The organism is Geobacillus sp. PLS 41, assembly GCF_056494105.1.
In genome coordinates this window covers 1303019-1327155 of record NZ_CM151395.1, presented here as the reverse complement: position 1 = coordinate 1327155, position 24137 = coordinate 1303019, and the positions used below count along the sequence as shown (strand labels likewise).

The window sequence follows — 24137 nt, the reverse complement described above, 5'->3', positions numbered from 1 at the left end:
CGGAGCATCCTCTTGGCCGTTATGGCTCATCGTTTCCGATGCCCAAGATCTTCTTTAAAACGGAGCAATAGTTCTTCACTTCCTTTTCGTTGATCTCATAGAGGTGATAACCGTTTTCTTTCCGCTCAATGATCAGATTGGATTGCTTCAGGAGATTTAAATGCCGTGAAACGGTAGCAACCGTAATATTTAACTGATCGGCCATCTCCTGCGACTTCATGTTTTCTTCATTCGCAATAAATGACAATATTTTCATCCGAACGATTTCAGACAATGATTTGGCAATATCGGCAACATACTGAATCTGCTCCTCATCATATCGGATCTCCATCCGATTTCCGCTCAAGGAAAGCTCTTTCCCGTTTATATAATGCCTTATATCATAAATAATATGAAGTTCACCGAGCCCCCAAACCAAAATAAATTTCGGTGACACAAAATACGAGGGATACAGTTTGATCAACTTCGTCTCTTTCGTCGGAAACTGTTCTGGGATTGGGTAATCGTACAATAGTTTTCGAACCATTTTCTCAATCCCCGACTGGTTGAGTTCCGCTCTCAATCGCTCATTCGCCTGATCCCAAAGAGGGGACAGGATTGGCTCAATATGGACGTAGCATTGCTGATAAAAATGTTCCCAAAGATAGGTCAGTTCCTGCAAATATTGCTCATAGTTCTGCGCGAATTCAAGCTGTTCGGCATTCACAAATCCGCCCAACGACGTGATTTTCGAGCGAATTTCATCAAACGGGGAAGCGGTTTGCGTTAGACAAATCTCGATCTCCTTTTCAGACAAGTAACGACCGAATAAATAATACAAAAACTCATACTGGGACACACGGTCGATATATGCCATGAGTTGAGAAAAGGTATGAGGAGCAGGCAAATCGACCAAAAATTCTGCGAGCTGTGCCCCATACTCATACCGACCGTAAAATTTTTTCAGCAACGATTCATGTTCCCGAAAAAACTGCTCAAAACGAGCAACCGGGAAATGAGGTTCACCATCCATTTTTCCCGATGAAATGTAACACTTCCTTAAACACGCCATCATTTCAAATAAAGAAGAGGTGGATAGTTCTACTTTACAATAATGGTTCACTTCTTCCATTGTGTATACAGCCATTCGACATCCCATACTTTCTGTTTTTATTCATGAACAATTTGATACTTCAACTGATCAACAAAATTGTCGCATAACCGCTGGCATTCTTCAACTGTCGACGAACAAACAATCACATGACCGGAGCGCGTATAAGAGTCCACCGTTTTCTTTATATGATCCCCTACTTGATAGTAGATGGCCCAATCTCGGATATATTCTCGATTGACTTCTGTGTCAAGAGAGATTTGTCGCAACATGCCCTCTGGAAACATAAAGAACTTGACAAGGCTTGCTTTTTTATAAATCGGTTTTACATCGGGCGGCATTTGGTTCATATAAGATAAAATTCCTAACTCATACTGGTTGAAACCAGACGCTAATTGATGTAAATAAGGGATAAAATCCCCCCCCGGTCTCGTATGCATTTCAATCACCACTGGTCTATCTTCTTCCACATCCCATTTAATCTCAATATGCCCCGGTCCATATTGGACATTCAACAAATGCAACGCTTTCATCACCACTTGTTCGATTCGTTTGACTTTCTGTTGTTCCAGTCTCGCCGGCACAATATGCCCAGTCTCTATAAAGTGAGGTTTTCCGGTTGTTTGTTTTTCGGTTATTCCTAAAATGAAATGGGTTCCTCTCCAAGATACCGTCTCCACACTATATTCCGGGCCTTTAATATACGGCTCCAAGATCCACTCGTGAGGATGATCTTGATTTCTCTTTAACCATTTTTCCCACTCCTGTTGATTGGAAATATAATCAACCTCTTTGCTTCCAAATCCGTCAAGCGGCTTGATGATGGCCGGTCTTGAATATGGAAACTGTTTAGGAAGAACAGATACCTTGCCACTCACAACGTCTAATCGTAATTCCGGATCCTTCCGCAAAATCTGGCGCATCAATCCTTTATTCCTCGTATTCACGACCGTTTCGAGCGAATTCGTTGGCAATTGCAACCTTTCACTAATATAAGCAGCCGTCTCTAGCCCTAATTCTGTAAAGCTTACGACGAGCTCCACTGTTTGATATAAACTCATGATTTTCTCAACAGTACAAAACACCTCTGTTTTCTCTGCAATGTCACGAACATAAAATACAACTTCGGCCAACTGCGCTATTTCCTTATCAATGCTTGAGTACCGATCCGCGACAATAATGGGTTTGAGTCCACATTGAAATGCTGCTTCCGCTCCATAACGGCTTGCCCCTAAAATAACAATGTATTTATTCATGTACAATCCCCCATTCCAATCGATCCATCGCCTCTTGTGTCGAGGAGATCGCGTTTTCCATACTATCGCCTTCTGCCATGACAAACCCTAACCTTTGGTAGCTGCTTTTAATTCCATTCGCCTTAAACGGCAACTTCCCTATACTTATTCTTTTTACTCCAGCTACTTTTTGCGCTTCCTCCATTCCCCTAACCGTTTGATATATCCCCTGCTCAACAGGCAGGATAAACTTAATGGCGGCATAGCGTTGTCTAGTGATCGTTACCTCTTCATATGTCCCGATTGATTGTAAAACAACATGCCTAACCATATCCACCCCTGCAGCGAATTCTACTAATTCGGGGATGCAGTCACCAGCCAGTCTAGGATTGACTTCAACCAAATATAAGTTGTTTCCGCGAACAAAAAATTCTATGTGCGCCGCTCCATAGTTTAATCCCAATAGGTCCAGCAGTTTTTTGCATCTTTCTTCTAAACCGGAAAAAGGATTTAGTTTCGGACCCGTTACATGTCCACATTCAACGGCATGAGGACCGTACGTTTCTTTTTTCGTAACGGATATTAATTTCCATCCATCAACTGTGTATAACATCTCGGCTGAAAATTCTTGTCCTTCAATCCATTCTTCAATCAGCCATTTCCTTGCCAGTTCATATCCGCGTTCATTACGCTGTCTTTGCCATTCGTGGCGCAGGGACAGTTCTAAATCACGACGATTTTGACAAATCGTCACCCCATTACTTCCACTATCATCTACAGGTTTGATGACACAGGGAAACGAGATCTCCAAATTTATGATTTCGTCAGGATGATGGATGATATGGAAAGCAGGTTGCAAAAACTCTCTAAAATGTTGACTTTCTAGATAAGTTCTCGTTATATGTTTATAACGGGCCCTTTTCAATGCTTCGATATCGTGACTCCTCACTCCCAAATAACTCGCTAATTCAGCAACTGGAATCAAGTGATAATCATCAAAAGCGAGGATTCCGGCAAATTTCACCTCAGAGCGTGCCAGTTCTTCTTTCATTCGATCCGTATCATACGTATTGATGATGACGACTTGATCAGCGAAGTTCAGCGGATGGTCATCTGTCATTGCGTTGTATTGTTCTAAGTCCATCGTCCAAAAATGGATTTTATAACCTAGTTGTTTAGCGATTTTCATCGCCTTCGTACCGGTACCTGTTGTATTCGTCTCGACAAATAACAAGTGCATCATCGCCAGTCCTTTCTCTCTACTTGATTTTTATTCGTGAAGAAAGACATTTTTCTATATGGCAGCTGAAACATATAGCCAATAAAAATCACAATGCCTATCATGGTCAAATAGAAAAAGGTTTGATGTCCAACGTACTGATATAAATTCAAACCAACGAATCCACCGATAGACTCCCACATTCCCCAAAGCACCCCTGATATTCCGAAGGCCCATGAAGAGCTTAACATCCCCTTTTTTTCTACAATCTGATGATCAATCGTAGGAACCCAAATGATTTCAGCCATGCTGAACAAGATCACGCTAACAAAGATGATCCAAAAATGATGTGAAATCCATAGCAAGAAATAAGATGCAGTGATGAGCATTAAGGCCAGCGCGTACCAATACTCCATTTTCCATTTCGGCTGTATTTTTGGATAGAAACCTTGAAGAACAATAATCGTCATCGCATTCACCGTAAAAAACAACCCTATCGTTTTTCCAGAAAAATGTTGAGAAACGACAACAGGAAAAGTTGTAAATAGTTGTGTGTACAAAAACCAAAATAACCCTGAAAAAGCAATAAATCTTATAAAGATAAAGAAATGCGGGTCCGATCTGCTGTTTTTAACGAATTGTACGATATTGATTCCCTTCTCTGCATCCTCAATGGTGATGCGAGGTAATAGCAACGAAACCCCCCCGGCCAAAACATAACAAACAATCGCCGCAATGATGATACCAAAAGAATTCCAGTCCAATAACCATCCACCTAGAAAAGGCCCAATAGAAGCACCGACGTTGACAGCGATGTTTAATAACGCAAAAGCCTGCAGCCTCTCATTTTCCTCTAATAAGGAAATATGTGTTTTCAAACTTACATTGTAAAGCGAGATCGATATCCCCAATAGCAACACGATCACGAATATCAATGTATAAGAATGAATGATCGTTAATATTGTTAGCAACAAAGCGGATCCCCATAGACCAACGATAAGACTGTTTTTGATCCCAAACTTGTTGACAACCCCCCCAACCAGCACATTACCCGCCTTTGATACAAACGTAAATGCCGCCACTGCCAAACTGGTTTCCGTAATATCCAGATCTTTCATTTTAACTAGCCATAAAGAAAGCAACGGAACATACACAAAAAAACCAACGGAATTGAAAACCCTGATGCCAAACGTCAAAATTCCCTCATTAACCTTAAGAAACATACATGACCCCTCTCGTCAACTCTTTGCATACTGCTTCAATAATATTAGCTGCTTCATCTATATCTTTTTCATTAACATTTCTACTAACCACAATCCTTACTTCATCAGGTAACCAAGGAAATAAAAGCAAGCCTTTTTTCTTGCACCTATCGACAAACTCAAATGAACTTATATGAAAGTTATTCACATGAAAAAAGATCATATTTGTTTCAACAGCATGAGGATCAACATACAGCCCATCTATTTTCGATAACATCATTGCTAATTTTTTAGTAAGCAGATGGTCTGTACGCAAATGGGATATATGATGTTTTAAAGCATGCAGTGCCGCAGCTGCATACATACCTATTTGATGAAACCCGGCTCCAAATTGTTTTCTGTAAATCCTAGCTTTGCTGATCACTTCTTTTCTTCCCATAAGCATCGACCCAAATGGAGCACCAAGTCCTTTTGCAAAACATACACTAAGTGAATCCACAAATTTTGCATAGTCCCTTAATGGAATGTTCGTTGCTACGTGTGCATTAAACAACCTTGCTCCATCCATATGTAAAGATATATTCTTCTCTCTCGTAAACCCATATAGTTGCTCAATTACTTTCAGAGGGAATATTTTCCCTTGATAATAATTAATGGTGTTCTCAATGGAAACTAATTGAGGGTGAGCGTAAAAAGGACCTCTAGGTTTAGAATGAATTAACTCCTCAACATGTTCGACTCTTAGGATCCCATCGGCTGTTCTGCATGTATGCAAAACGACTCTACTTAACATGGCAATCGAAGCACTTTCGTAAAAGTTTATATGATAGTTTGTTTCTGTAATCACTTCATTCCCTTCCGTTACTTGTGACTTTATAGCCAATTGATTAGCCATTGTACCTGTCGGAACAAACAGAGCATCCTCCACATGAAACAATTGTTTGCAATATTCTTCCAATTCAATAACACTGCTGTCCTCTCCATAACAATCATCACCTACCAAGGCATTGGCAATAACATTTCTCATTTCCTCTGTAGGCAAGGTCAATGTATCGCTTCTCAAATCAATCATCGAATGCACCTCCCTAAAATTACGTAATTACGTAATTACGTAATTACGTAATTACGTAATTAATGTTACTATTAATTTATTTTTTTGTCAACATTAATAAAAAAGATGTGTTCGGCTCTTCACCAAAACACAGGGGGTTTTGAGAAAATCTCCAACCTCTACACGTGAGGACAAATGGTAATTAGATGAATATTTGCTGTCTTTGTAAAGAAGCTAAATCGTAGGATGCATAAGGACACGAAGTCGAATTTGTCGCCGAACTGCCGAAAACGCCGAGCGGAAAAATCCAGCGGTTCATCCTGCGCAATCAAGAAAGGGAAAAGTCAATCAAGGCTTGACGAGTGAAAAGGGCTGATTTGTGCTGCCCACAATCTTCTCAAAAAAGCCGCTAGGGACAAGCAATTGTCCTTGGTGGCGCAAATCAGGGGTGAACAGAATCGGGATTTTCTTCCATTTGGTAAAATATACAAAAAAACAAAGAGGAGGGTGTCCCAAAAGGATCGGGACACCCTTTCTTAACTATATGTAGGCGTAAAACAATCTTGAAGAAACGATGTGTTGTGTTTTGTTTAAGAAAAAACAACCTTTTAGGTCAGCCCCCCCCATTTCCGCTCATCCTCTCCTTTCGTCAAAGCGTCTTTCGCTGCTTCTCCCTATCCTTCCGAATCTCTCTCACCACATGCCCCAACTCCGGCAAAATGAGCTTCGTCATCGCGAGGCGCACAGCGCCGGTGGAGCCGGGAGTGCAAAAGACGGCGGTGTCCATTGCCACGCCGGCGACGGCGCGCGACAGCATGGCGGCCGGGCCGATGTCTTCGGTGTAGCTTAGGAAGCGGAACAGCTCGCCAAAGCCGACGAGTTCTTTCTCAAGCAGCGCACCGACCGTTTCGATCGTCACGTCGCGCTTGGCGATGCCGGTGCCGCCGTTCGTGAGCACCGCATCAACATCAAGGCGGCGGCAGCCGTCAAGCACTGCCTCGCGAATGGCGTCCGCTTCGTCTTTCACGATCTCATAGCCGACGACCTCATGCCCGGCTTCCGTGAGCAGCTCGATCATCAGCCGGCCGCTTTGGTCGGTTTCCTCCGTTCTCGTGTCGCTGACGGTGATGACTTTGCAACGGACGGTTTTGGGGGCTTCTTGTTTATGTTCGGTCGTGCTCATCCGTTTATGATCCCCTTTCGTTTCTTTATCTCTTATCGTACACAACGCAAATACGGTTCGCAAACCATTTGTATCATAATAGGCAGAATTGTTATAATATTATTAATATATATCACCACGATGATCATAGGACTTTCCGCAACCGGTTTCTCTTGTTCCCAACATCTTTGCACTCGTTTTTCTCTCCCGGCATCAACCAACATCCGACGCCCATGACGCCCAATTGTATGGAACGATCGATACCCGAAACGGAAGCAATGATATCGGTTGGACAAAAACAAGAAAAAAACTTAAGGAGGGAAAACGAATGGACTTGCGCTTGTCAATCCGATTAGAAGCCATTTTGAAAGAAGGATGGGAGATGATTCGGAAGCACCGCGACGACATTTTCTCCGCTTGGCTGGACAAATGCGTCGAGCTAGAGGACAAGCAGCACGCTGCCGCCCATCCTTTGCGGCTTGCCGTTGACGTGTTCTCTTCGCAATGGCTTGATCCTATGAATGATATCGATGAATGGCTGGCGTCATTTCGCCGCGAGTGGGAAAAACGAAACGGCGAGCTGTCGCCCAACCAGTTCACCTCCATTTTATCGATGATGGAAAACGCGGTTCACGAAGCCATCCAATCGGACGGTGTTGTAGAATTTCGCGTTCATCAAGCCGTTCAGTACGTTTTTTCCAAACTTCTTGAGTCCGTCAATGCGTCTGGCTGCCCCGAATTCGATTTTGAGCAGTTTCTTTCGCAAATCGTTTCATCCAAGCAACTGCCGATCGCATGGATCGCCCAGCTGGCAAGGACAGCTGATGGCGGATTCATCGTCGCCAAATGGCATGGAAGCGCGGCCGATGCGCTCACAGAAGAACCGATGTATGGAGAAACGATTTTCGCTTTATGTGAACGTATTCTTTCCTGCATCGATGCGAGTGGAACGCGATTGATTCCGCTCCCATGGGGGGGCGATCTGTTGCTCGTTTGCGCGGAAGGGGAAGATCGGCTCGTCACCCCGTTTCTTCTTCACACCCTCGAACAGTTTCATGCCGCCCGGAAGGCTGCCATCCGCACAAAAGAGCAGCAGCTTTGGAAAGACGCCGTCTTGTTGTTTGACCAATGGATTATGCGGGCCAAATCGCTGAACGAAGCGATCGAGTACATTTCAACCGGATTTGTCGCTTACTTGCCATTTGAACGATGTGCCCTGTTCGCCTATTCAAGCACTCATGAAAGCGGATTCGGACTGTACGGCTATCAGCTGGACAATCATGACATCAAAAGCATTCACGAACACATCGACAGCCTTCCGTTCATTAAGCAATACATCCAACGGCTGCAGCTGCTCGGCCGCCAGATGACGAACGTGCCGCCCATTTATGTCCGCCATGCGGCGCAAGGATTGCCGATGAAATACGTCAAGCAGTTTCAACTGGAATCGATCGTCATCGCTCCCATTTACGCGCCGTCGGAAAATCGGCTTATCGGCGCCGCCATTTTGGATTGCGGGCCGAAGACGTCCTTTCAATTGTCCAATGATCTTTACACGGCAGTGATGAAATTCGGACAAAGCGCGGGGGAGATTTTGGCCAAATGCAGCGGAGGGCGTTCCGATCTCGTTCAGCCGACGCCGCATTTATCGCCGCGGGAAATCGAAGTGCTGAAGCTCGTCGCCGAAGGAGCATCGACGTACGAAGCGGCGAAACGGCTTCATTTGAGCGAATACACGGTGCGCGATTACGTGTCCGCCATTTTGCAAAAAATGAACGCCAAAAACAGGACAGAAGCCATCGTCAAAGCGATTCGCGACGGAATCATTTAACACAGCGGCGGCATGAGCGCTTCTTGCTGAAATCGGTCTACACCAACAGGGCAAGGAGCCAAACGCCTTGCCCCTCGTTTCCTATAAGGTCGGTGAAAAAACCACCATTGCGCGAACTTGTCGCTTTGAGATGAAAAAAGCGTTGTATCGTTTTGCAGTTCAAGAAGAGCATTTCTTTTCTATCATTACCAACCTTCTATGTCTTTACCGTTTTCCTTCCTCATCTGCTCCCGGCGAAGGAAGCGGGGGCTGAGAACGTCCATCCGTGCTGTTCGCTTCGGCAGCCGGTTTGGACTTCAACCATTCAGCCACTGCATTCAGCCGCTGTTCAAGCTCGTTCGCCGTTTTGCGCCAAACTGCTTCATCCGTTTCCAGCTTGTCAAGTTGTTGTTTGACGCTATCAAGCGACGAACGCAAAGCCGAAAGAAGATTCATCGCTTTTGATTGTTCTCCAAGCTTCAACGTTTCTGTTGCATACGAAACTGCGTTCTTCCATAGAGCGTCTTGTTCTTTCCATTTCTCGATATCTTGTCGAAGGGCAGCCGTTTGTTGATCGATCATTTCGTTCCACTCCTGCAGGCGAACCGTGATTTCTTCATATTGTGCTCTTTCTACGCTTTCAGCTGTTCGTCCGCCCGCCATGACTTGCTCAAGCTGTTGGAGGGAAGCCGAAACAGCGTCCAGCTTTTCGGCGAACGCCTGCCATTCAGCTGCTCTAGCCTTGACGCGCTTTGCCAACGCCGGGACGTCTGCTTGCAGCGTCTCGACCATGCGGGCGGCGCTGTTGTCGCCTTGCTTTTGTTCATCCAGCTGCCAGACGAGCCGTTCCGCTTCTTGCGCGAGATCGGTTTGTTCAAGCGCGCTTTGCTCCGCTGGCGCCAAAGCGGCGCCAGAAGATGAAGCCGACAGCGACATGCCAGGGATGGAGAGGCGGGAGGCCGTCATCTTCGTCGCCACCAATGTGACGTCCCTCAAACACTGCTTAAGCGGAAATCCATCCAAGCAAAGGCCCCCGAACTTCAATTTCGTCACATCAAGCTTCATCCAAGTAGCGCTCGCCGTTCCTTCCGATCGAATCGACAGCACGATTGTTCCTTGCGGCGTGTCGATGGCTCGTTCCATTGACAATCCGCTGATGTCCGCTTGGATGAAGGCAATTGGAAGCTTGCCGACGATCACTTTCGGCGACCCAAGAATGATGCCCCCCAAATCGAAGATGCCGACGACTTTATCAGCATGAATGACAAATCCTTGTTCCTCCCCTGCGGCGAGCGAACGCGAACCGCCAAGCGGCAGGCAGAGAAGAAGCATCAATGCAAGAAGCGACGGTTTCAGCCATTTGAAGGATTTCATTCAGTTCCTCCTTTACCCTGTCATTGTTGGCGAATGCGGCGGGAGCGGCGAGGCGGGGGGTGAAGAATGGCCCTCTTGTTTTTCTGTCTGCTTCCCGCTCCATCCGACTACAAGCGCTCCTCCTAAAAGCCCGATGATTCCTCCGATGATCAAGCCTCCTGCCGCACCAACGAAAGACAGAATGGAAGCGAGAATAAGAAAGCTACCGATGGTGACATGGCTTTGCGGTTTGATCATGCTTAAAATAGCCAAAACGATCATGACCAGCCCCGTCACCAGCCCAGCCCACATGAGCCCGCTTCCGGGAAGCAGCAACATCGGAAACACACTGATGCCGACGATCAAGACGAATATTGCACCAATCATTACGAGCACCGATCCTAACACAGGACGATGTCGGTTGGCGGCAAACAAAAACCCGACGGCGCACGGCAGTATCCAGCCTAAGGCATACGACAACAGCGGCCCCACAAAGCGGGCTGCATCGTGAACAGACAAAAAGTCGTAATGGAACATCGAAGCGGCGGCGATAAGCAGCAGCCCTCCAACCAGCAGCGCTCCCCCCGCCCGACGGGCAGCCGACCGCGCTTGCCGCCATGTCTCGGTCTTTCTCTTTTTCCAGCCGATGCAAATCATATATCCAAGCAACACGAAGGCAAGAACGATAGATGATTGAACGGCCATCGGAATCGATCGCGCCCATGTTTGCCACGGCGCCGCCCTCTCAGCGACAAACAAGGCGTTTAAAGCGAAAAACGTCGCGAGAGATCCGCCAGAAAACAGCCAGACATAATGAAAACGTGTGCGAATATAACGGCCCTGCTCTTCGTGGCGCATGATGAGACGCGAGACAAAAAAAGCAGCCAGCACGCTGCTCGCCGCCCCTCCCACCGCTGCCCCAACAACCCCGATCGACAGCCATTGACTCCCGCCAACAAGCATGCCGGGCAAAAAAGCCGCCGCTCCATATTTTGCTCGCATCAAAGCAGTTGGGCGGTCGAGAAGCGGCCAAACGAGCGCCGCAAGAATAGCCGCCAGCGCCGATCCCCCCCACAGCGCTCCATCCATCCCTCCTTGGAGCACGATTCCGCCAATAAACGCCCCCGTGAGCGCACCAATGACCGCGATTTGCACCATCTCGAACGTTTTTCTCATAGTCTTGCCTCCCTTTATCCGTTTTTCATCTTTCCATTTGGCGAGTGACGGCGGCGGGCAAGCTGAACACTCCGCCATCCCTTCCTCTTTTCGTCACCCCTCTGACTCAACGGTTGACGCAGTCCTTGACAGAAGGAAACAAGATGCCAGACCATCCGATTCATTTTGGGAGGAATAGGAGATGAACCTCTCCCATCTAAATGATGATCAGACCGAATTAAAAATCGCCGACACGGCTTCCGTCTTTCATGTTGGCGATCACTTTCAGCTTCATGCTTGGAATCGTGATCGACCCAGCCGACATGTAATGCGTGTTCAAGCTCGGTTTGTCAAGAGTCAAGCTTGGCGCGCTCAAATCGATGACATTGAGCGGATTGTCGGTTTTATGCTCTTGCGTTTCCAAGCCGGCAAATGATGTGCTGTCCGCTTGAATGCCGGTGACGCGCAATTTTAAATTTTGCCCGCTCACATTGCCGCCAGTGACGACAACGTCAATGCTTTTAATGCCGTAAGCGCCAAGCGCCGATTCGGTGTTGATGTTTTTCGTCAGCACCAAATTGGTGATGTTCGCCGACGCCAAGTCGACGGCGGCCTGTCCCCAAGCCCCTCTTTGTTCGGTTTCACCGATGGCGGGATACAGTTTAAACCCGGTTCCCGTAATTTTATCAGCGCTGATCGTAAATCCCCCGACTCCTGAAAGCGGAAACGCCGCAAACGCCGTTCCCGACAGAAGAAGCATGGCAACCAAGGCGATGACGGCGAGGAACCCAGCTCCCCCCGCAATCGCAAATCGTTTCGGATTGACCGCAAACAAGCTCCCCATTTTTCATTCCCCCTTTGTGTGCCTTCATCCGACAAGCTTTGATTCATCCCTATTCCCCCCAAAATAAATACCTTGCTCCCCTTGAAGGCAGCAGCAGAGCTTGCCGTCATGCTGCCATCACCGCGCCTCCTTGCAGCTCTTTTCACGCTCAGCCACAAAGGTGTTTGTGAAAATATTTTCTTTCCCGCTTTTTTACATGCAGGCGGGCAGAGCCCGCCCGTTCGTTCATGACTCAGCAGCCGTTTTTTCAAGCCCCTCAACGACATCGACGCGCTTCGTGCGGCTGATTTGCTTTTTGCGGAGGTTGAACTGTTTGATGACATAATGGCGAAGCAAATCATAGTCGATCTCAAGCGCATACGTGCGGGCGAGCTGCTGCTGGCGTTTGCCGAGCTCGGTCAAGTAGTCGACATAGCCGATGACGTGCGGCCATAATTCATCCATGTATCGGATAAACAGTTCGTAATACCGCTCGTCTTCGTTGACGATCCGCTGGATCGTGTAGATGCCGAACTGAATGTGCCGCCCTTCGTCCATGTTCAAGTAATCGATTCCTTGCAAAAGGCCCGGGAACAGCCCGGCTTTTTTGTAAATTTGCCGGAACGTGTAATAGCCTGATTCGGCGAGCGTCCCTTCGACGATCATGTTGTAGACGGTGGCGGCGCGGATGACCGCTTCCGGCGAATCGTCGGCATACAGCCGGTTCATCGCTTCCGGCAGCGCTTCGTAAAAGATGCGTTTGTAATGGTCGTTATGGAAGACGGACAAGTCCATTTGTCCGATGCCGACAGCTTGCTGCCAGCGGGAGAACATCTCGACGTGTTTCGCCTCGTCGTGCATAAACGTCGTCAAAAACAAGACATCCTCCAGACGCCCTTGGCGCGCGAGGGCGTGCGCCATCGGCAAAATGTCGAGCGTCACCGCCTCTTCGCCGGCGGAGAAACCGGCGACAAGCGGGAGCGCGGAAATTTTTTCTTCGCTCGTCAAGCTGGCAAAATCTTTCTGATCTTGGCTGAAGTCGATGTCAGCCGGATTCCATTTCCCGTTTCGTTTCGCTTTTTCATACAACTTAAACATCGGATGTTCCCAATCGATCGTCGCTTTCACCGTTTGAAAACCGTCATGATGGACCATCCTATTCCCTCCTTCTATCGTTCCGCTGCGCTGGAATCGGTTCATCTTTCACCGAATGTCCTCTGAAAGGAGGCACGTGTTCCCTCCACAAAAGAGCGCCTTCCCCGCCTGTTAAAACAACGTCATCGGCCGGTCATTCAAGTCGCAAATAACCGTTTTCGTCTCGAGATAAGCATCAAGCGCCTGCATACCAAGCTCTCTCCCGAGTCCGCTTTGCTTGTACCCGCCAAACGGCGCGGTCGGTGACAGCACTTGGTACGTGTTGAGCCACACCGTTCCGCTTTTCACCCGCCGGGCAAGACGGAGCGCCCGCTTGATGTCGTTCGTCCACACGGCGGCCGCCAAGCCGTACATCGTCCCGTTGGCGATGCGGACGGCTTCTTCCTCATCGGCAAACGGAATGACTGCCGCCACCGGGCCGAAAATTTCTTCACAGGCGATACGCATCGATGGCGATACATCGGCAAACACCGTCGGTTCGATGAAATAGCCGCCGCCACCCCCGTCCAAAGCCCTTCCCCCGGCCGCAAGCCGCGCTCCTTCCTGCTTGCCGATCTCAATGTAGCGCAACACTTTCTCGTATTGCTCCCGGCTGATGACGGGGCCAAGGTCGCTGCGCGGGTTCGTCCCGGGGCCGACTTTCAGCTTTTTCGCCCGCTCAGCCAACCGCTCGACAAACGGTTCGTACACCGTCCGCTCCACTAAAATGCGGCTTCCCGCTTGGCATACTTGCCCGGAGTTGTAGAACACGCCAAACAGCGCGCTTTTCGCCGCCTGTTCGAGATCGGCATCGGCAAAGATGATGTTCGGCGACTTGCCGCCAAGCTCGAGCGTCACCCGCTTAATGTGGGGAGCGGCCGCCTGCAAGATGTGGCGCCCGGTTTCCGTTTCGCCGGTAAAGGCGATTTTCGGCACGCGCGGATGGCGGACGAGCGCTTTTCCGGCCTCATCGAGTCCAGGCAGGACGTTGATGACGCCTTCCGGCACGCCGGCCTCATGGCAAATCTCAGCAAGCTTCAACGCCGTCAGCGGCGTTTCCGGCGCCGGTTTTACCACCATCGTACAGCCCGCCGCCAGCGCTGGGGCGATTTTCCACGTCGGCATCAAAAGCGGAAAGTTCCACGGGGTGATGAGCCCAGCCACCCCGATCGGCTCCTTCATCGTCCACGCCATATAATCCGGCGCCGAGCCGGCGACGGAAAACGGCAGCACCTCCCCTTGCGGCTTGACGACAAGCGAGGCGAAAAAGTCGAAGCAGTCGGCGGCGAGCGGAATTTCAATAAACAACGCTAGATTGATCGGCATGCCGTTTTCCCGCGTCATGAGCTGCGCCAGCTCGCAATGATGCTGGCGGATCAGTTCAGCGATGCGGCGCAAGATGCGTCCGCGCTCAAGCGGGGAAATGGCCAGCCAGCGCCGATCCGAAAACGCCTCTTCGGCGATGGCGACCGCCGCGTCAACATCGTCCTCGCCAGCGTTGGCGACGCGGGCCGTCACTTCGCCCGTCGCCGGGTCGATGACGTCAAACCGTTCGCCGCTGGCAGCCGGCCGCCATTCTCCATCAATCCATAAATCGGCTTCCGTCGTTTGCGCCGAAATCATTGTCATCTCCTCCTTTCCATCGCTCCACGTTCCCGATTGATCGGATCTTGAAACCAAGCTACGGCAATAAATCGCTCCGCCCGATTTCCTGCAAATAGTCGCGGTACGCCGGGTAAATGGCGTCAAGCTGCGGCAATACTTTCAAGGCGTTCACAAGCGGGCCTTGCACTTTGATTTGCTGGCGGGCGAGCGCCTGCTGCAAGTCGAGCTTCCCAAGCCAAAACTTATGCCCGACATCCGCCGTCTGCTCAAAAATGAGCTCCGGGCGCAGCGCTGTTTCGCCGCAGACAATTTTCAATTTCCCATTTTCATGCGTCCACGTAATTTTCGCTTCCGGCTTATGGAAAATGTATTGGACAAACGCGTCATATCCAGGTCCTAGCTCCGTCGCCGCAATCAATTCTTTTGACTCTTCCGTTTCGGCCACGCGTTCAAAAAAGCGGCCGAGAACGTCATACAGCTCCTGCTCGCTTTGAAACACCGGCATGTCAATCCCCCTCTCGTCTCGATCGTTCCACGTTTTTTTCGATCCCCTTGTTTGCCCGCCCAAACACCGGCCTTCCCGTTTTCGTCCAAGGGCAGATGGAACGCCCTCTTTCCGACCGCCCAACGGCTTCTCTTGTTTGTTCACCCAAACGCACGCGGGGCGGCTTGTCGTCTCATTCTTCAAAGCGAATGATGCCGCGAATGTTTTGCCCGCTCTTTAAGGCGGCGAATCCGTCGTTGATTTGATCGAGCGAATAGACGGCGCTGATGAGCGGTTCGAGCTTCAGCTTGCCCGCCGCGTACAAATCAAGCAGCTTCGGGTAGTCAATCGGCGGATTGCCTTGGCCAAGCCAAGAACCGGTCAACGCTTTGGATTGGGACGGCAGCGAAAAGGCGTTGATCTCCACCGCTTCATGCGGCGCGGCGATGCCGACGATGACCGTCGTTCCCGCTTTTCGCGTCATGTTGTATGCGTCGGCCATCGTCTCCGGGCGGCCGATCGCTTCAAACGCATAGTCGACGCCGATGCCGTCGGTCAAGTCGAGCACGGCGCTGACGGCATCGTCCTCGCGGGCGTTTACGGTGTGCGTCGCCCCGAACGTTTTCGTCATCGCCAATTTTTCCTCGACAATGTCGACGGCGATAATTTGTTTGGCCCCGGCGAGCGCCGCTCCTTGGATGATGTTGAAGCCGACGCCGCCGGCGCCAATCACAGCGACTGTGCTGCCCGGGCGCACTTGCGCTGTATGAATGGCGGCGCCCACCCCGGTCATGACGCTGCAGCTGATCAATGCCGCCAACTCAAACGGCACATCACGGCGAATCGGGATGGCTGCCTGCTCCGGCACGATGGTGTACTCGCTGAACGCGCCGGCGGTTAAAAATTGATAGACGGGTTTTCCATGCAGCGAAAAGCGCGTCGTCCCATCCGGCAGCGTGCCGGTCGCCATCAGCCGAGCCGCCTCCTCGCATAGATCGGGCCGCCCGGTGCGGCAATAGCTGCACGTCCCGCATGACGGCACCCAATTGAGCACCACATGGTCGCCTTGTTTGACACTTGTCACCCCTTCCCCGACTTCCTCGACAATGCCCGCTCCTTCGTGGCCGAGCACAATGGGAAGCGGGAGCGGCAATTGCCCTTGAACCACATGCCAATCGCTATGGCAAAGGCCCGCCGCTTTCATTTTCACTTTGACCTCCCCGCGCTTGGGGCTTGCCAAATCCAGTTCTTCGATTGACAGCGGCTCCCCGTAGCGGTGCAATACTGCGGCTTTTGCCATGTCGTTCCCTCCTTTTCCATCCGCCCATTACGCCCGCTTGCCGGCCATATCCGCTTCCTCTTCACGGATGCCGCGGCCCCGCAATGCATCCAAATAGGCGTCCCATTCCTGCTTGAGCGTTTCTTTCAGCTTGAAAAGGCCGATGACGAGCGGCCGGGTCGAATGGTCTTGCAAAAACACATCGCGGATGACATCCTCAAACTCTTCCTTTTTCCCCGGCAGGCCGTGGTCTTTCCCATACAGCAAATGCTTATCGAGCAACCGCCGGATCGTCGGGCTTCCCGGCCCGCCGCTTTGCCGGTAAAACGCTTCGATGCGCTTTGACATCGTCAGCTCTTCTTGTTCCTCGCGCATGTTCCTTCCTCCCTCTTTAAAATCGCGGCCGCTGTTTGCGCGTCCGGAACAGCCGCCAGCCAAGGGAAACGACCAAGATGACAGAAACGGCCAACCCGATGTTGGCGATCGTCGTTTTCTCCATGCCGAGAAACGTTCCGCCTGGGATGCTGGCGACAATAAACCCGGTGGCCATAATGATGGCAAACGCGATGAGGGAAAGCGCCAAACGGTTGGCGATTTGGTTGAGCGTATTGCGCGTCACCGGGTCGGTTTGGACTTGCACGGTCATGCGCCATTTGTTTTCGGCCATCGTCTCCAACACTTTGTTGAACCGGCGCGGGAAGGTGGCGATCATTTCCGCCGTTTCAGCGACAAGACTCGCGTTGGCGCGAAAATTAAAGCGCTTTCCGAGGATGCTTTTTAAAATTGGAATTTCATACGCCTCAACGACTTCGCCGTACGAAATTTCCGGGCAAATCCAGCGCGCCGTCCCTTCGGTGGCGGAAAATCCTTTCGCCCAAAGCGCCAAGCCGTTCGGGACTTTGCAGTAGTTGCGGAGCCCGATCGCCGTCGCTTCAAGGACGAGGCGGCCGTAGTTGTAGCGGCTGCTCCCTTGATGGGCGGACACATAGTTTAACGTCAACGTCCGCAGTTCATCTTTCAATTTGACAACATCGGTGTAAATGGTGGGCGACATCAGTTCCATAAACACTTCGGCGGCGTCTTCCGCCTGGTTGAGCTGGATGTGCAAAATGACACGCATCAAAATTTGCGCCATCACGCTGTCCATCCGCCCGGTCATCCCCCAGTCGATGATGACCGCCTTTTTCGTCCGCTTGTCAATCATAATGTTGGAACCGTGGGCATCCGCATGATAATGGCCGTCGAGCATCGTTTGCACGTAATGATGGACAAGATCGATCATGATGTTGACCCGCTCTTCGAAGGTGAGAAAATCGACAGGGAAGTCTTTAATGAGCCAGCCGTCAATGTATTCCATGATCAAGACGCTTTTCGTCGCTTCATACACGTGCGGAACCGTGACATGTTCAGCCCTCCTTTCGTACTTTTGCTTCATTTCTTGCATTTTTCTTGCTTCTTCCGTCATGTCCAGCTCATCCATGGCGCTGCTGTAATAATCTTGCACGAGCCCCCCGAGGTCAAGGGCGGCCTGCAGTTCAGGCGGCAGCCGCTTTTGCAGGCGGGCGGCCATTTTTTTAATGATGGCGATATCGGTTTGAAACAGTTTTTCGACCGTCGGGCGCACGACTTTGACCGCGACAACCGGCCCGTCTTTAAGTTTCGCTTTGTACACTTGAGCGAGCGACGCCGAGCCAAGCGGCTCCTCCTCAATCCATTCAAACGTCTCCAAGCCGTCAGGCAGCTCCCGCTCCAAAATGTATTCGATTTTGGCAAACTCAATGGGCGGCACCCGGTCAAGCAATTTCTCCAGCTCAAGCGTAATCGGCTCTGGCAATAAGTCTTGCCTTGTGACAAGCACCTGCCCGAGCTTGATGAACGTCGGGCCGAGCTCCTCAAACGCTAGGCGCAGCCTCCGGCCGATATGGTGCAAATATTGTTTGTCTCCCTCGTTCCCTCGCAGCTTGCGGGCAATGGCGTCGCCCAGCACCATGCCAAGCCCGTTTTTGACAAGCACAGCGATGATTTTCCGCCGCCGTTTTCCCGCCGTAATGGCAGCCAGCTCCTCTTCAATGGCAGCGCCAATGGCCGCAAAGTCGCGCGCTGGTTTTGGCTTGGCCGTTTCGAGTGATGCGTGCAACCCGCTTTCCTCCTTTCTGCTTACAGCCGCTCGATGATCGTGGCTGTCGCCATGCCAAAGCCGATGCACATCACTTGCAATCCGTATTTCCCGTCCATGTCCTCAAGCTCATGGAGCAGCGTTGTCATCAGCCGGGCGCCGCTCGCGCCGAGCGGGTGTCCGAGGGCGATCGCCCCGCCGCGCGGATTGACTTTTGCCATATCCGGCTCGAGCTCCCGCTCCCATGCTTTGACGACCGAAGCGAACGCTTCATTGATTTCGATGACATCGATTTGCTCAAGGCGCAGTCCCGTTTTTTCGAGCACGCGGCGCGTGGCCGGGATGACGCCCGTGAGCATCAGAATCGGATCTTCGCCGACGACCGCGCGGGCGACGATGCGGGCTCTCGGTCGCAAACCGAGCTGCCGGGCTTTTTCTGCCGACATGAGCAGCACGCCGGCCGCTCCGTCGCTCACTTGGCTTGAGTTGCCGGCCGTGATGACACCGCCTTTTGGCTGAAATGATGGCGTTAACGCTGCTAACTTTTCGAGCGAGGTGTCGCGCCGAATCCCTTCGTCGCGGGTGAAGGACACCGTCCCCTCCTCGCCCGGCACGTCAAGCGGAATGATTTCCCGCTCAAACATCCCGCGGTCGGTTGCCGCCGCCGCTTTTTCATGGCTTTGCAAGGAAAACGCATCAAGCTCTTCCCGCGACAATCCCCATTTTTTCGCGATCATCTCCGCAGAAATCCCTTGCGGCACGATGTTGTACCGACTTGTCAGCTGGCGGCTGAACCGCCCCATGTCGCTTCCCATCGGAACGCGCGTCATGCTTTCGACCCCGGCGGCGATGGCGATGTCGATGTCGCCAGCCAAAATCGCTTGCGCCGCGTTATGGATGGCCTGCTGACTCGAGCCGCACATCCGGTTTAAGGAAAACGCCGGCACTCCGACCGGAAATCCGGCGGCGAGCACCGCTTGGCGGGCGATGTTGCCCCCTTGCTCTCCGGTCATCGTCACACAGCCGACGATGACATCTTCCACCAGGCCGGCATCCAGCCCATTTCGGTCGACAAGCGCCCGCAGCACCGGAACAAGCAAATCGACCGGATGGACGCTTGAGAGCGCCCCTTTTTTCTTGCCGATCGCCGTGCGCACGGCGTCAACAATCACCACTTCCCTCATGCCGCTCCTCCTGTTCCGTATCAAAATCGAACCGTTTTCCTGCGCGGCTAGAGCCGCCGCAGGCCTCTCTTCCTATGTTCAAATCGCCACATTCCAAAGCGGGCCGCTTATTCATCAGAACGTAAACAATTCGATGCCGCCTGAAACATTCAACCCAATCCCCGTGATGTACTTCGCTTTATCGGAACAAAGGAACACGATGGCGTTGGCGACGTCTTCCGGTTCGCCCGGGCGGCGGAACGCCGTGCGCTGGATCATCCGCTCGTTCATTTTCGGATTGCCCATGCGGAACGCTTCTGTATTGATGATGCCCGGCACGATGGCGTTGACGGTGATGCCGTAGCGCGCCCCCTCAAGCGCCATGCTTTTCGTAAAGCTCAACACCGCTCCTTTCGTGGCCGAATAGCTCGCTTGGCCAAAGCCGCCAAGCGTCCCGGCGACGGACGACATGTTGATGATCCGCCCCCATCCTTGCTCTTTCATATACGGCCATACCGCTTTTGTACAGTTGTACGTGCCGGTCAGGTTCACCCGCAAATCGCGCTCCCAAAACTCATCGTTTTGCTTTTCGATTTGCGAAACGTGGTCGAGCGTGCCGGCGTTGTTGACGAGAATGTCAATGGAACCAAACTCTTCCTTGACGCGGGCAAACACTTCTTTCACTTGCTCGCGGTCGGTGACGTCCATTTTGAGAGCCAGCGCCCGCCGCCCCATGGCGCGAATGTCTTCCGCTGTCTTTTCGGCGTACACCACTTTTGTACTCTGCATCACTTGTGAGAGCGGCCCATATTTTTGCGCCGTCTGTTTGCTTTCTTCATCCGATTCGAGCAAAATATCGGTAATGACGACATCCGCTCCCGCTTCGGCAAGCGCCAAGGCATCCGCGCGCCCGAGGCCGCGTGAGGCGCCGGTGACGACCGCCACTTTTCCTTTCAGCAGTTCCGCCCATGACGACATCGGTGATCCCTCCGTTTAACGTAAAAATTGCGGTTGTTTCTTTTGGAAAAACGCCGCCAGCCCAATCGCCGGCTCTCCTGTCTTAAACGTTGCCGCAAATGACGCCGCTTCGATGCCAAATCCGTCTTCTGGAAGCCCTTCGGCCGCATAGATGGCCCGCTTGGCGAGCCCCATCGCCCGCACGGCCCCTTCTGACAGTTGCTCGGCAAACGCCGACGCCTCTTCTTCCAACCGCTCCGGGGGCGTGACGCGATGAACAAGGCCGAGTTCGAGCGCTTCTTGCGGGTCAAGCCGTCTGGCAAGAAAAATGAGTTCCGTCGCTTTCGCCCGCCCGACGAGGCGCGTCAACCGCTGCGTGCCGCCCGCGCCGGGAATGAGGCCGAGCGAGACTTCTGTCAGGCCGATTTTGCCGCCGCCCATGATGCGGAAATCGCACGCCAGGGCCAATTCACAGCCGCCGCCGAGCGCATAGCCGTTGATGGCCGCGATGACCGGCTTCGGCATCGTCGCGAAGCGGTCGAAACAGCGCTGCATGCGGGCGCTTTGTTCGGCGATGCCCGCTTCATTGCCGGCAAACTGGGTTCCTCGCTGAATCATGTCCTTTAAATCAGCGCCGGCGAGAAACGTTTTCGGATGGGCCGACGCGATGACGACAACGCGCACTCCGCGGTCGGCTTCCAATTCATCGGCCGCTTTCTCCAATTCTTCCATTAATCGCTCGCTAATGGCGTTCGCCGGCGGGTTGTGGATCATCACCCAAGCGACTCCTTTGTTTCGCCGCTCTATGCGCAACGTTTCATAAGGCATCGGAATTCCCCCTTTCGTTCAATCGAACCGGCAAACTTCACAAATGATCATCGCTCTCCACCGCGAGCGGAGATGTTTGGGTCGCCGCCTCGCTCTTCTATACGTGCACGCCGTATGGCGCATACAACCGTCTTGCTGTGACAAGGCGCTGGATTTGCTGCGTGCCTTCAAAAATATCAAACACTTTCACATCGCGGTACAATTTCTCGACCAAATGTCCGCCAAGGCCAACGGGACCGAGCAGTTCAAGGCACATAGCGCAGACATGAAGCGCCATTTTACCGGCGACTGCTTTGCAGACGGCCGCTTCCATCGCATTCGGCTCGCCAATGTCGGCTTTCCACGCCGCTTCCCACGTCAACAGGCGAGCAGCGTCAATCTCTTGCTCCGCCTCGGCAAGCAGGGCGGCTGCTTCATAGTACAACCGTCCTTGTTTCGGGTACTCGCTGCGAACGATGTCAAGCGTATATTCATAGGCGGCGCGGGCGATGCCGACGGCCATGGCCGCGACGATCGGCCTCGTGCTGTCAAATGTTTTCATCGCCACTTGGAAACCGGACGGTTTATTCGCATTTGCGCTATACAACTCTTCACCGCCAAGCAAATTTTCATCAGGAACAAAGCAGTCTTCAAACAAGAGCTCCGCCGTTTCATTGGCGCGCAAACCCATCTTATGGACGGTGCGGGTCGCGACAAATCCCGGCGTCCCTTTTTCGACGACAAACGCCCGGTGCCCGGCGCGGCCCAACTTCGGATCAACCGTGGCGAACACGACGACCCAAGAAGCGCGGGCGCCGTTGGTGATGAAAATTTTTTGCCCGTTTAATACATAGCCGCCGTCCACTTTTTTCGCCGTCGTGCGGATGCCGGACGCGTCCGAGCCGGCTTCCGGTTCCGTCAAGGCGTAAGCTCCCCAGCGCGGCTCCTCCTTCGTGAAAATGGACAAAAACCGCCGTTTCTGCTCCGGCGTGCCGCTCGATTGAATCGGCGGCCCGCCAAGGCCAGGGCCGGGAAGGGAAAGGGCGATGCCTGGGCATCCCCACGCGAGCTCCTCAGCGGCGATGACGGCCACGCGGTTGCCTTCGCGCTCTTTTTTCTCTTTCTTTCCTTCCGCATGAGACGGCGGACGCCCTCCGCCAAACGAAGACGCATTCAGCTGGATGCCCATTTTGTTGACTTTTTGCAGCCATTCGTCCGGCACCCGCCCGAGCCGGTCGGCCTCCAGCGCGATCGGGCGCACTTCATGTTTAGCAAACCAATGAACGAGTTCTTTGATTTGTTTTTGCTGCGGTGAGAATTCAAAGGAAATCATGGCGCCACCCTCTCTTTCCGTTTGCCCAGCAGCTGTTCGCCGCGGCGGATGAGCCAGTCCGTTTCCCGGCCGTACAGCATCACTTGCGCTTCGGCGTCGCGCATCCATTTTTCGGCTGGATATTCTTGCACGTACCCGTGCCCGCCGAGCATTTGCACGGCCTGATCGGTGACATAGCGCAGGGAACGATGAGCCCGCGACAACGCCCTCCAGGCGTAGCCGCCCGCCTGTTCATCCCCTTGGTCAACCGCAGCGGCCGCTTGCCATACAAGCAGTTTCGCCCCGCGGCATTCGAACGCCATCTCTGCGATCGTAAATGACACCCCTTGGAACTTGGCGATCTCTTGTCCGAACGCCTTTCTTCCCGCAGTGTATTCAATGGTGTAATCAAGCGCCGCCTCCATCAAGCCGACTTCCTTCGCCGCTTCGATGACTTGGTTTCGGGCGCGCACGCGGTTGAGCAATGCGTCCGCTTCCGGTCCGCGGGCAACGAGTTGTTCCGGACCGGCGTACACTTCCGCAAACCGAAGGCGAGCGATGCCGGCAGCAAGCAGCCCAAGCCTTATGTCTCCTTCTTCGATCTCCCATACTCGCTCATCAAAGGCGAGCAATACCGTTTCCTCTTCTTCGTCCCTAGCGGCGATGACCGCCCAGTCGGCTTTCGACGCCAAGCGGACTGGAGACGACACCCCGTCCACAATATATCCGCTGCCGCGCCGGCGCACGCGAATCGCTTCCTTCAGCGGTTCTTTTTGTTCCGCTTCGTCGATCCAGGAGACAGTCGGCCATCCGCCTTTCGCCATCTCCCGGTACCGGTGCCACACGCGGTGCTCGGAAGACAGACGAAAGAGGGAAGACGCCTCTTGCGCCCCCGGAAGCCCTTGAATGACGCCTAAATCGCCATAGCTGAGCCCTTGCCAAATGAGCGCTTGCGACAGAAGGGGCAGTTCCAAGCCTCCCCACGATTCCGGGAGCTCGAGCGCCGACAAGCCGAGCTCATCCACCCGGTCACTCAAGTCAGCCGAAACGGTCCGGCGTTTCTCACATTCTCTCGCGGCCGGCCGAATTTTCTCGACGGCAAGGCTGCGGGCGACTTGAAAAAACGCCTGTTCTTCTTCAGTCGGTTGAAACGAAATCACCTTGTCCCTCTCCTTTTCCA

General features: G+C 52.3%; 21 protein-coding genes. 1 reads left to right on the top strand and 20 read right to left on the bottom strand.

The window, feature by feature from the left end; all coding sequences use genetic code 11:
• Nucleotides 1–19 precede the first annotated feature (19 nt).
• The 6 genes from ACVX3G_RS06575 to ACVX3G_RS06550 form a co-directional block, all read right to left on the bottom strand.
• Nucleotides 20–1111, bottom strand: a complete 1092-nt coding sequence (locus tag ACVX3G_RS06575; protein WP_020278087.1) for an ArsR/SmtB family transcription factor — start codon at nucleotides 1109–1111, stop codon at nucleotides 20–22.
• A 38-nt stretch (nucleotides 1112–1149) separates the two neighbouring features.
• On the bottom strand, nucleotides 1150–2346 hold the full coding sequence (locus ACVX3G_RS06570) for an ATP-grasp domain-containing protein (RefSeq protein ID WP_011232235.1): 1197 nt from the start codon (nucleotides 2344–2346) through the stop codon (nucleotides 1150–1152).
• Nucleotides 2339–3568 carry an ATP-grasp domain-containing protein gene (locus tag ACVX3G_RS06565; RefSeq protein ID WP_014196542.1) on the bottom strand — a complete coding sequence of 410 codons (1230 nt, stop codon included), beginning with the start codon at nucleotides 3566–3568 and terminating at the stop codon, nucleotides 2339–2341. The genes ACVX3G_RS06570 and ACVX3G_RS06565 overlap by 8 nt, the downstream gene beginning before the upstream one ends.
• On the bottom strand, nucleotides 3565–4767 hold the full coding sequence (locus tag ACVX3G_RS06560; RefSeq protein ID WP_011232237.1) for an MFS transporter: 1203 nt from the start codon (nucleotides 4765–4767) through the stop codon (nucleotides 3565–3567). Before ACVX3G_RS06560 ends, ACVX3G_RS06565 begins: the two co-directional genes overlap by 4 nt.
• Nucleotides 4757–5818, bottom strand: a complete 1062-nt coding sequence (locus tag ACVX3G_RS06555) for a threonine aldolase family protein (RefSeq protein WP_014196543.1) — start codon at nucleotides 5816–5818, stop codon at nucleotides 4757–4759. The genes ACVX3G_RS06560 and ACVX3G_RS06555 overlap by 11 nt, the downstream gene beginning before the upstream one ends.
• A 628-nt stretch (nucleotides 5819–6446) precedes the next feature.
• Nucleotides 6447–6980 (bottom strand): MogA/MoaB family molybdenum cofactor biosynthesis protein, encoded by a 534-nt coding sequence (locus ACVX3G_RS06550; RefSeq protein WP_011232240.1) that lies wholly within the window; start codon nucleotides 6978–6980, stop codon nucleotides 6447–6449.
• 307 nt (nucleotides 6981–7287) lie between these two features.
• On the opposite strand from ACVX3G_RS06550, the gene ACVX3G_RS06545 reads away from it, so the two are divergent.
• Nucleotides 7288–8790: a response regulator transcription factor gene (locus ACVX3G_RS06545; protein WP_011232241.1), complete on the top strand. Its 1503-nt coding sequence runs from the start codon at nucleotides 7288–7290 to the stop codon at nucleotides 8788–8790.
• A 204-nt stretch (nucleotides 8791–8994) separates the two neighbouring features.
• On the opposite strand, the gene ACVX3G_RS06540 is transcribed toward ACVX3G_RS06545, so the two are convergent.
• The 14 genes from ACVX3G_RS06540 to ACVX3G_RS06475 all read right to left on the bottom strand — a co-directional run bounded on the left by ACVX3G_RS06540 (nucleotide 8995) and on the right by ACVX3G_RS06475 (nucleotide 24117).
• Nucleotides 8995–10143 (bottom strand): hypothetical protein, encoded by a 1149-nt coding sequence (locus ACVX3G_RS06540; protein ID WP_011232242.1) that lies wholly within the window; start codon nucleotides 10141–10143, stop codon nucleotides 8995–8997.
• A gap of 12 nt (nucleotides 10144–10155) precedes the next feature.
• Nucleotides 10156–11298 carry a DUF6114 domain-containing protein gene (locus tag ACVX3G_RS06535; RefSeq protein ID WP_020278084.1) on the bottom strand — a complete coding sequence of 381 codons (1143 nt, stop codon included), beginning with the start codon at nucleotides 11296–11298 and terminating at the stop codon, nucleotides 10156–10158.
• Nucleotides 11299–11515: 217 nt separating this feature from the next.
• The gene (locus ACVX3G_RS06530; RefSeq protein WP_011232244.1) at nucleotides 11516–12121 is read right to left on the bottom strand and encodes a DUF6230 family protein; all 606 of its coding nucleotides are present in this window, start codon (nucleotides 12119–12121) and stop codon (nucleotides 11516–11518) included.
• Between the two features lie 225 nt (nucleotides 12122–12346).
• The gene (locus ACVX3G_RS06525) at nucleotides 12347–13255 is read right to left on the bottom strand and encodes a R2-like ligand-binding oxidase (RefSeq protein ID WP_011232245.1); all 909 of its coding nucleotides are present in this window, start codon (nucleotides 13253–13255) and stop codon (nucleotides 12347–12349) included.
• Nucleotides 13256–13366: 111 nt separating this feature from the next.
• Entirely contained in the window at nucleotides 13367–14857 is a 1491-nt protein-coding gene (locus ACVX3G_RS06520) for an aldehyde dehydrogenase family protein (RefSeq protein WP_014196545.1), read from the bottom strand.
• Nucleotides 14858–14915: 58 nt separating this feature from the next.
• Nucleotides 14916–15344 carry a hypothetical protein gene (locus ACVX3G_RS06515; protein WP_025039285.1) on the bottom strand — a complete coding sequence of 143 codons (429 nt, stop codon included), beginning with the start codon at nucleotides 15342–15344 and terminating at the stop codon, nucleotides 14916–14918.
• A gap of 172 nt (nucleotides 15345–15516) precedes the next feature.
• Nucleotides 15517–16623 (bottom strand): Zn-dependent alcohol dehydrogenase, encoded by a 1107-nt coding sequence (locus tag ACVX3G_RS06510; protein WP_011232248.1) that lies wholly within the window; start codon nucleotides 16621–16623, stop codon nucleotides 15517–15519.
• A gap of 27 nt (nucleotides 16624–16650) precedes the next feature.
• Nucleotides 16651–16977 (bottom strand): hypothetical protein, encoded by a 327-nt coding sequence (locus tag ACVX3G_RS06505; RefSeq protein ID WP_011232249.1) that lies wholly within the window; start codon nucleotides 16975–16977, stop codon nucleotides 16651–16653.
• A 16-nt stretch (nucleotides 16978–16993) separates the two neighbouring features.
• Nucleotides 16994–18739, bottom strand: a complete 1746-nt coding sequence (locus ACVX3G_RS06500) for an ABC1 kinase family protein (protein WP_014196547.1) — start codon at nucleotides 18737–18739, stop codon at nucleotides 16994–16996.
• A 20-nt stretch (nucleotides 18740–18759) separates the two neighbouring features.
• Nucleotides 18760–19902 carry a thiolase family protein gene (locus ACVX3G_RS06495; protein WP_011232251.1) on the bottom strand — a complete coding sequence of 381 codons (1143 nt, stop codon included), beginning with the start codon at nucleotides 19900–19902 and terminating at the stop codon, nucleotides 18760–18762.
• Nucleotides 19903–20016: 114 nt separating this feature from the next.
• Nucleotides 20017–20859: an SDR family NAD(P)-dependent oxidoreductase gene (locus ACVX3G_RS06490; protein WP_011232252.1), complete on the bottom strand. Its 843-nt coding sequence runs from the start codon at nucleotides 20857–20859 to the stop codon at nucleotides 20017–20019.
• A gap of 15 nt (nucleotides 20860–20874) precedes the next feature.
• Nucleotides 20875–21666 carry an enoyl-CoA hydratase/isomerase family protein gene (locus tag ACVX3G_RS06485; RefSeq protein ID WP_011232253.1) on the bottom strand — a complete coding sequence of 264 codons (792 nt, stop codon included), beginning with the start codon at nucleotides 21664–21666 and terminating at the stop codon, nucleotides 20875–20877.
• Nucleotides 21667–21763: 97 nt separating this feature from the next.
• Complete coding sequence (locus ACVX3G_RS06480) at nucleotides 21764–22978, bottom strand: acyl-CoA dehydrogenase family protein (RefSeq protein ID WP_011232254.1); 1215 nt, start codon at nucleotides 22976–22978, stop codon at nucleotides 21764–21766.
• Entirely contained in the window at nucleotides 22975–24117 is a 1143-nt protein-coding gene (locus ACVX3G_RS06475; protein WP_014196548.1) for an acyl-CoA dehydrogenase family protein, read from the bottom strand. Before ACVX3G_RS06475 ends, ACVX3G_RS06480 begins: the two co-directional genes overlap by 4 nt.
• Nucleotides 24118–24137: the final 20 nt, after the last annotated feature.

Coding starts and splice junctions, on each gene's coding strand:
- ACVX3G_RS06575 (WP_020278087.1), bottom strand. CDS start 1,111: ATGGAAGAAGTGAACCATTATTGTAAAGTAGAACTATCCACCTCTTCT.
- ACVX3G_RS06570 (WP_011232235.1), bottom strand. CDS start 2,346: ATGAATAAATACATTGTTATTTTAGGGGCAAGCCGTTATGGAGCGGAA.
- ACVX3G_RS06565 (WP_014196542.1), bottom strand. CDS start 3,568: ATGATGCACTTGTTATTTGTCGAGACGAATACAACAGGTACCGGTACG.
- ACVX3G_RS06560 (WP_011232237.1), bottom strand. CDS start 4,767: ATGTTTCTTAAGGTTAATGAGGGAATTTTGACGTTTGGCATCAGGGTT.
- ACVX3G_RS06555 (WP_014196543.1), bottom strand. CDS start 5,818: ATGATTGATTTGAGAAGCGATACATTGACCTTGCCTACAGAGGAAATG.
- ACVX3G_RS06550 (WP_011232240.1), bottom strand. CDS start 6,980: ATGAGCACGACCGAACATAAACAAGAAGCCCCCAAAACCGTCCGTTGC.
- ACVX3G_RS06545 (WP_011232241.1), top strand. CDS start 7,288: ATGGACTTGCGCTTGTCAATCCGATTAGAAGCCATTTTGAAAGAAGGA.
- ACVX3G_RS06540 (WP_011232242.1), bottom strand. CDS start 10,143: ATGAAATCCTTCAAATGGCTGAAACCGTCGCTTCTTGCATTGATGCTT.
- ACVX3G_RS06535 (WP_020278084.1), bottom strand. CDS start 11,298: ATGAGAAAAACGTTCGAGATGGTGCAAATCGCGGTCATTGGTGCGCTC.
- ACVX3G_RS06530 (WP_011232244.1), bottom strand. CDS start 12,121: ATGGGGAGCTTGTTTGCGGTCAATCCGAAACGATTTGCGATTGCGGGG.
- ACVX3G_RS06525 (WP_011232245.1), bottom strand. CDS start 13,255: ATGGTCCATCATGACGGTTTTCAAACGGTGAAAGCGACGATCGATTGG.
- ACVX3G_RS06520 (WP_014196545.1), bottom strand. CDS start 14,857: ATGATTTCGGCGCAAACGACGGAAGCCGATTTATGGATTGATGGAGAA.
- ACVX3G_RS06515 (WP_025039285.1), bottom strand. CDS start 15,344: ATGCCGGTGTTTCAAAGCGAGCAGGAGCTGTATGACGTTCTCGGCCGC.
- ACVX3G_RS06510 (WP_011232248.1), bottom strand. CDS start 16,623: ATGGCAAAAGCCGCAGTATTGCACCGCTACGGGGAGCCGCTGTCAATC.
- ACVX3G_RS06505 (WP_011232249.1), bottom strand. CDS start 16,977: ATGCGCGAGGAACAAGAAGAGCTGACGATGTCAAAGCGCATCGAAGCG.
- ACVX3G_RS06495 (WP_011232251.1), bottom strand. CDS start 19,902: ATGAGGGAAGTGGTGATTGTTGACGCCGTGCGCACGGCGATCGGCAAG.
- ACVX3G_RS06490 (WP_011232252.1), bottom strand. CDS start 20,859: ATGTCGTCATGGGCGGAACTGCTGAAAGGAAAAGTGGCGGTCGTCACC.
- ACVX3G_RS06485 (WP_011232253.1), bottom strand. CDS start 21,666: ATGCCTTATGAAACGTTGCGCATAGAGCGGCGAAACAAAGGAGTCGCT.
- ACVX3G_RS06480 (WP_011232254.1), bottom strand. CDS start 22,978: ATGATTTCCTTTGAATTCTCACCGCAGCAAAAACAAATCAAAGAACTC.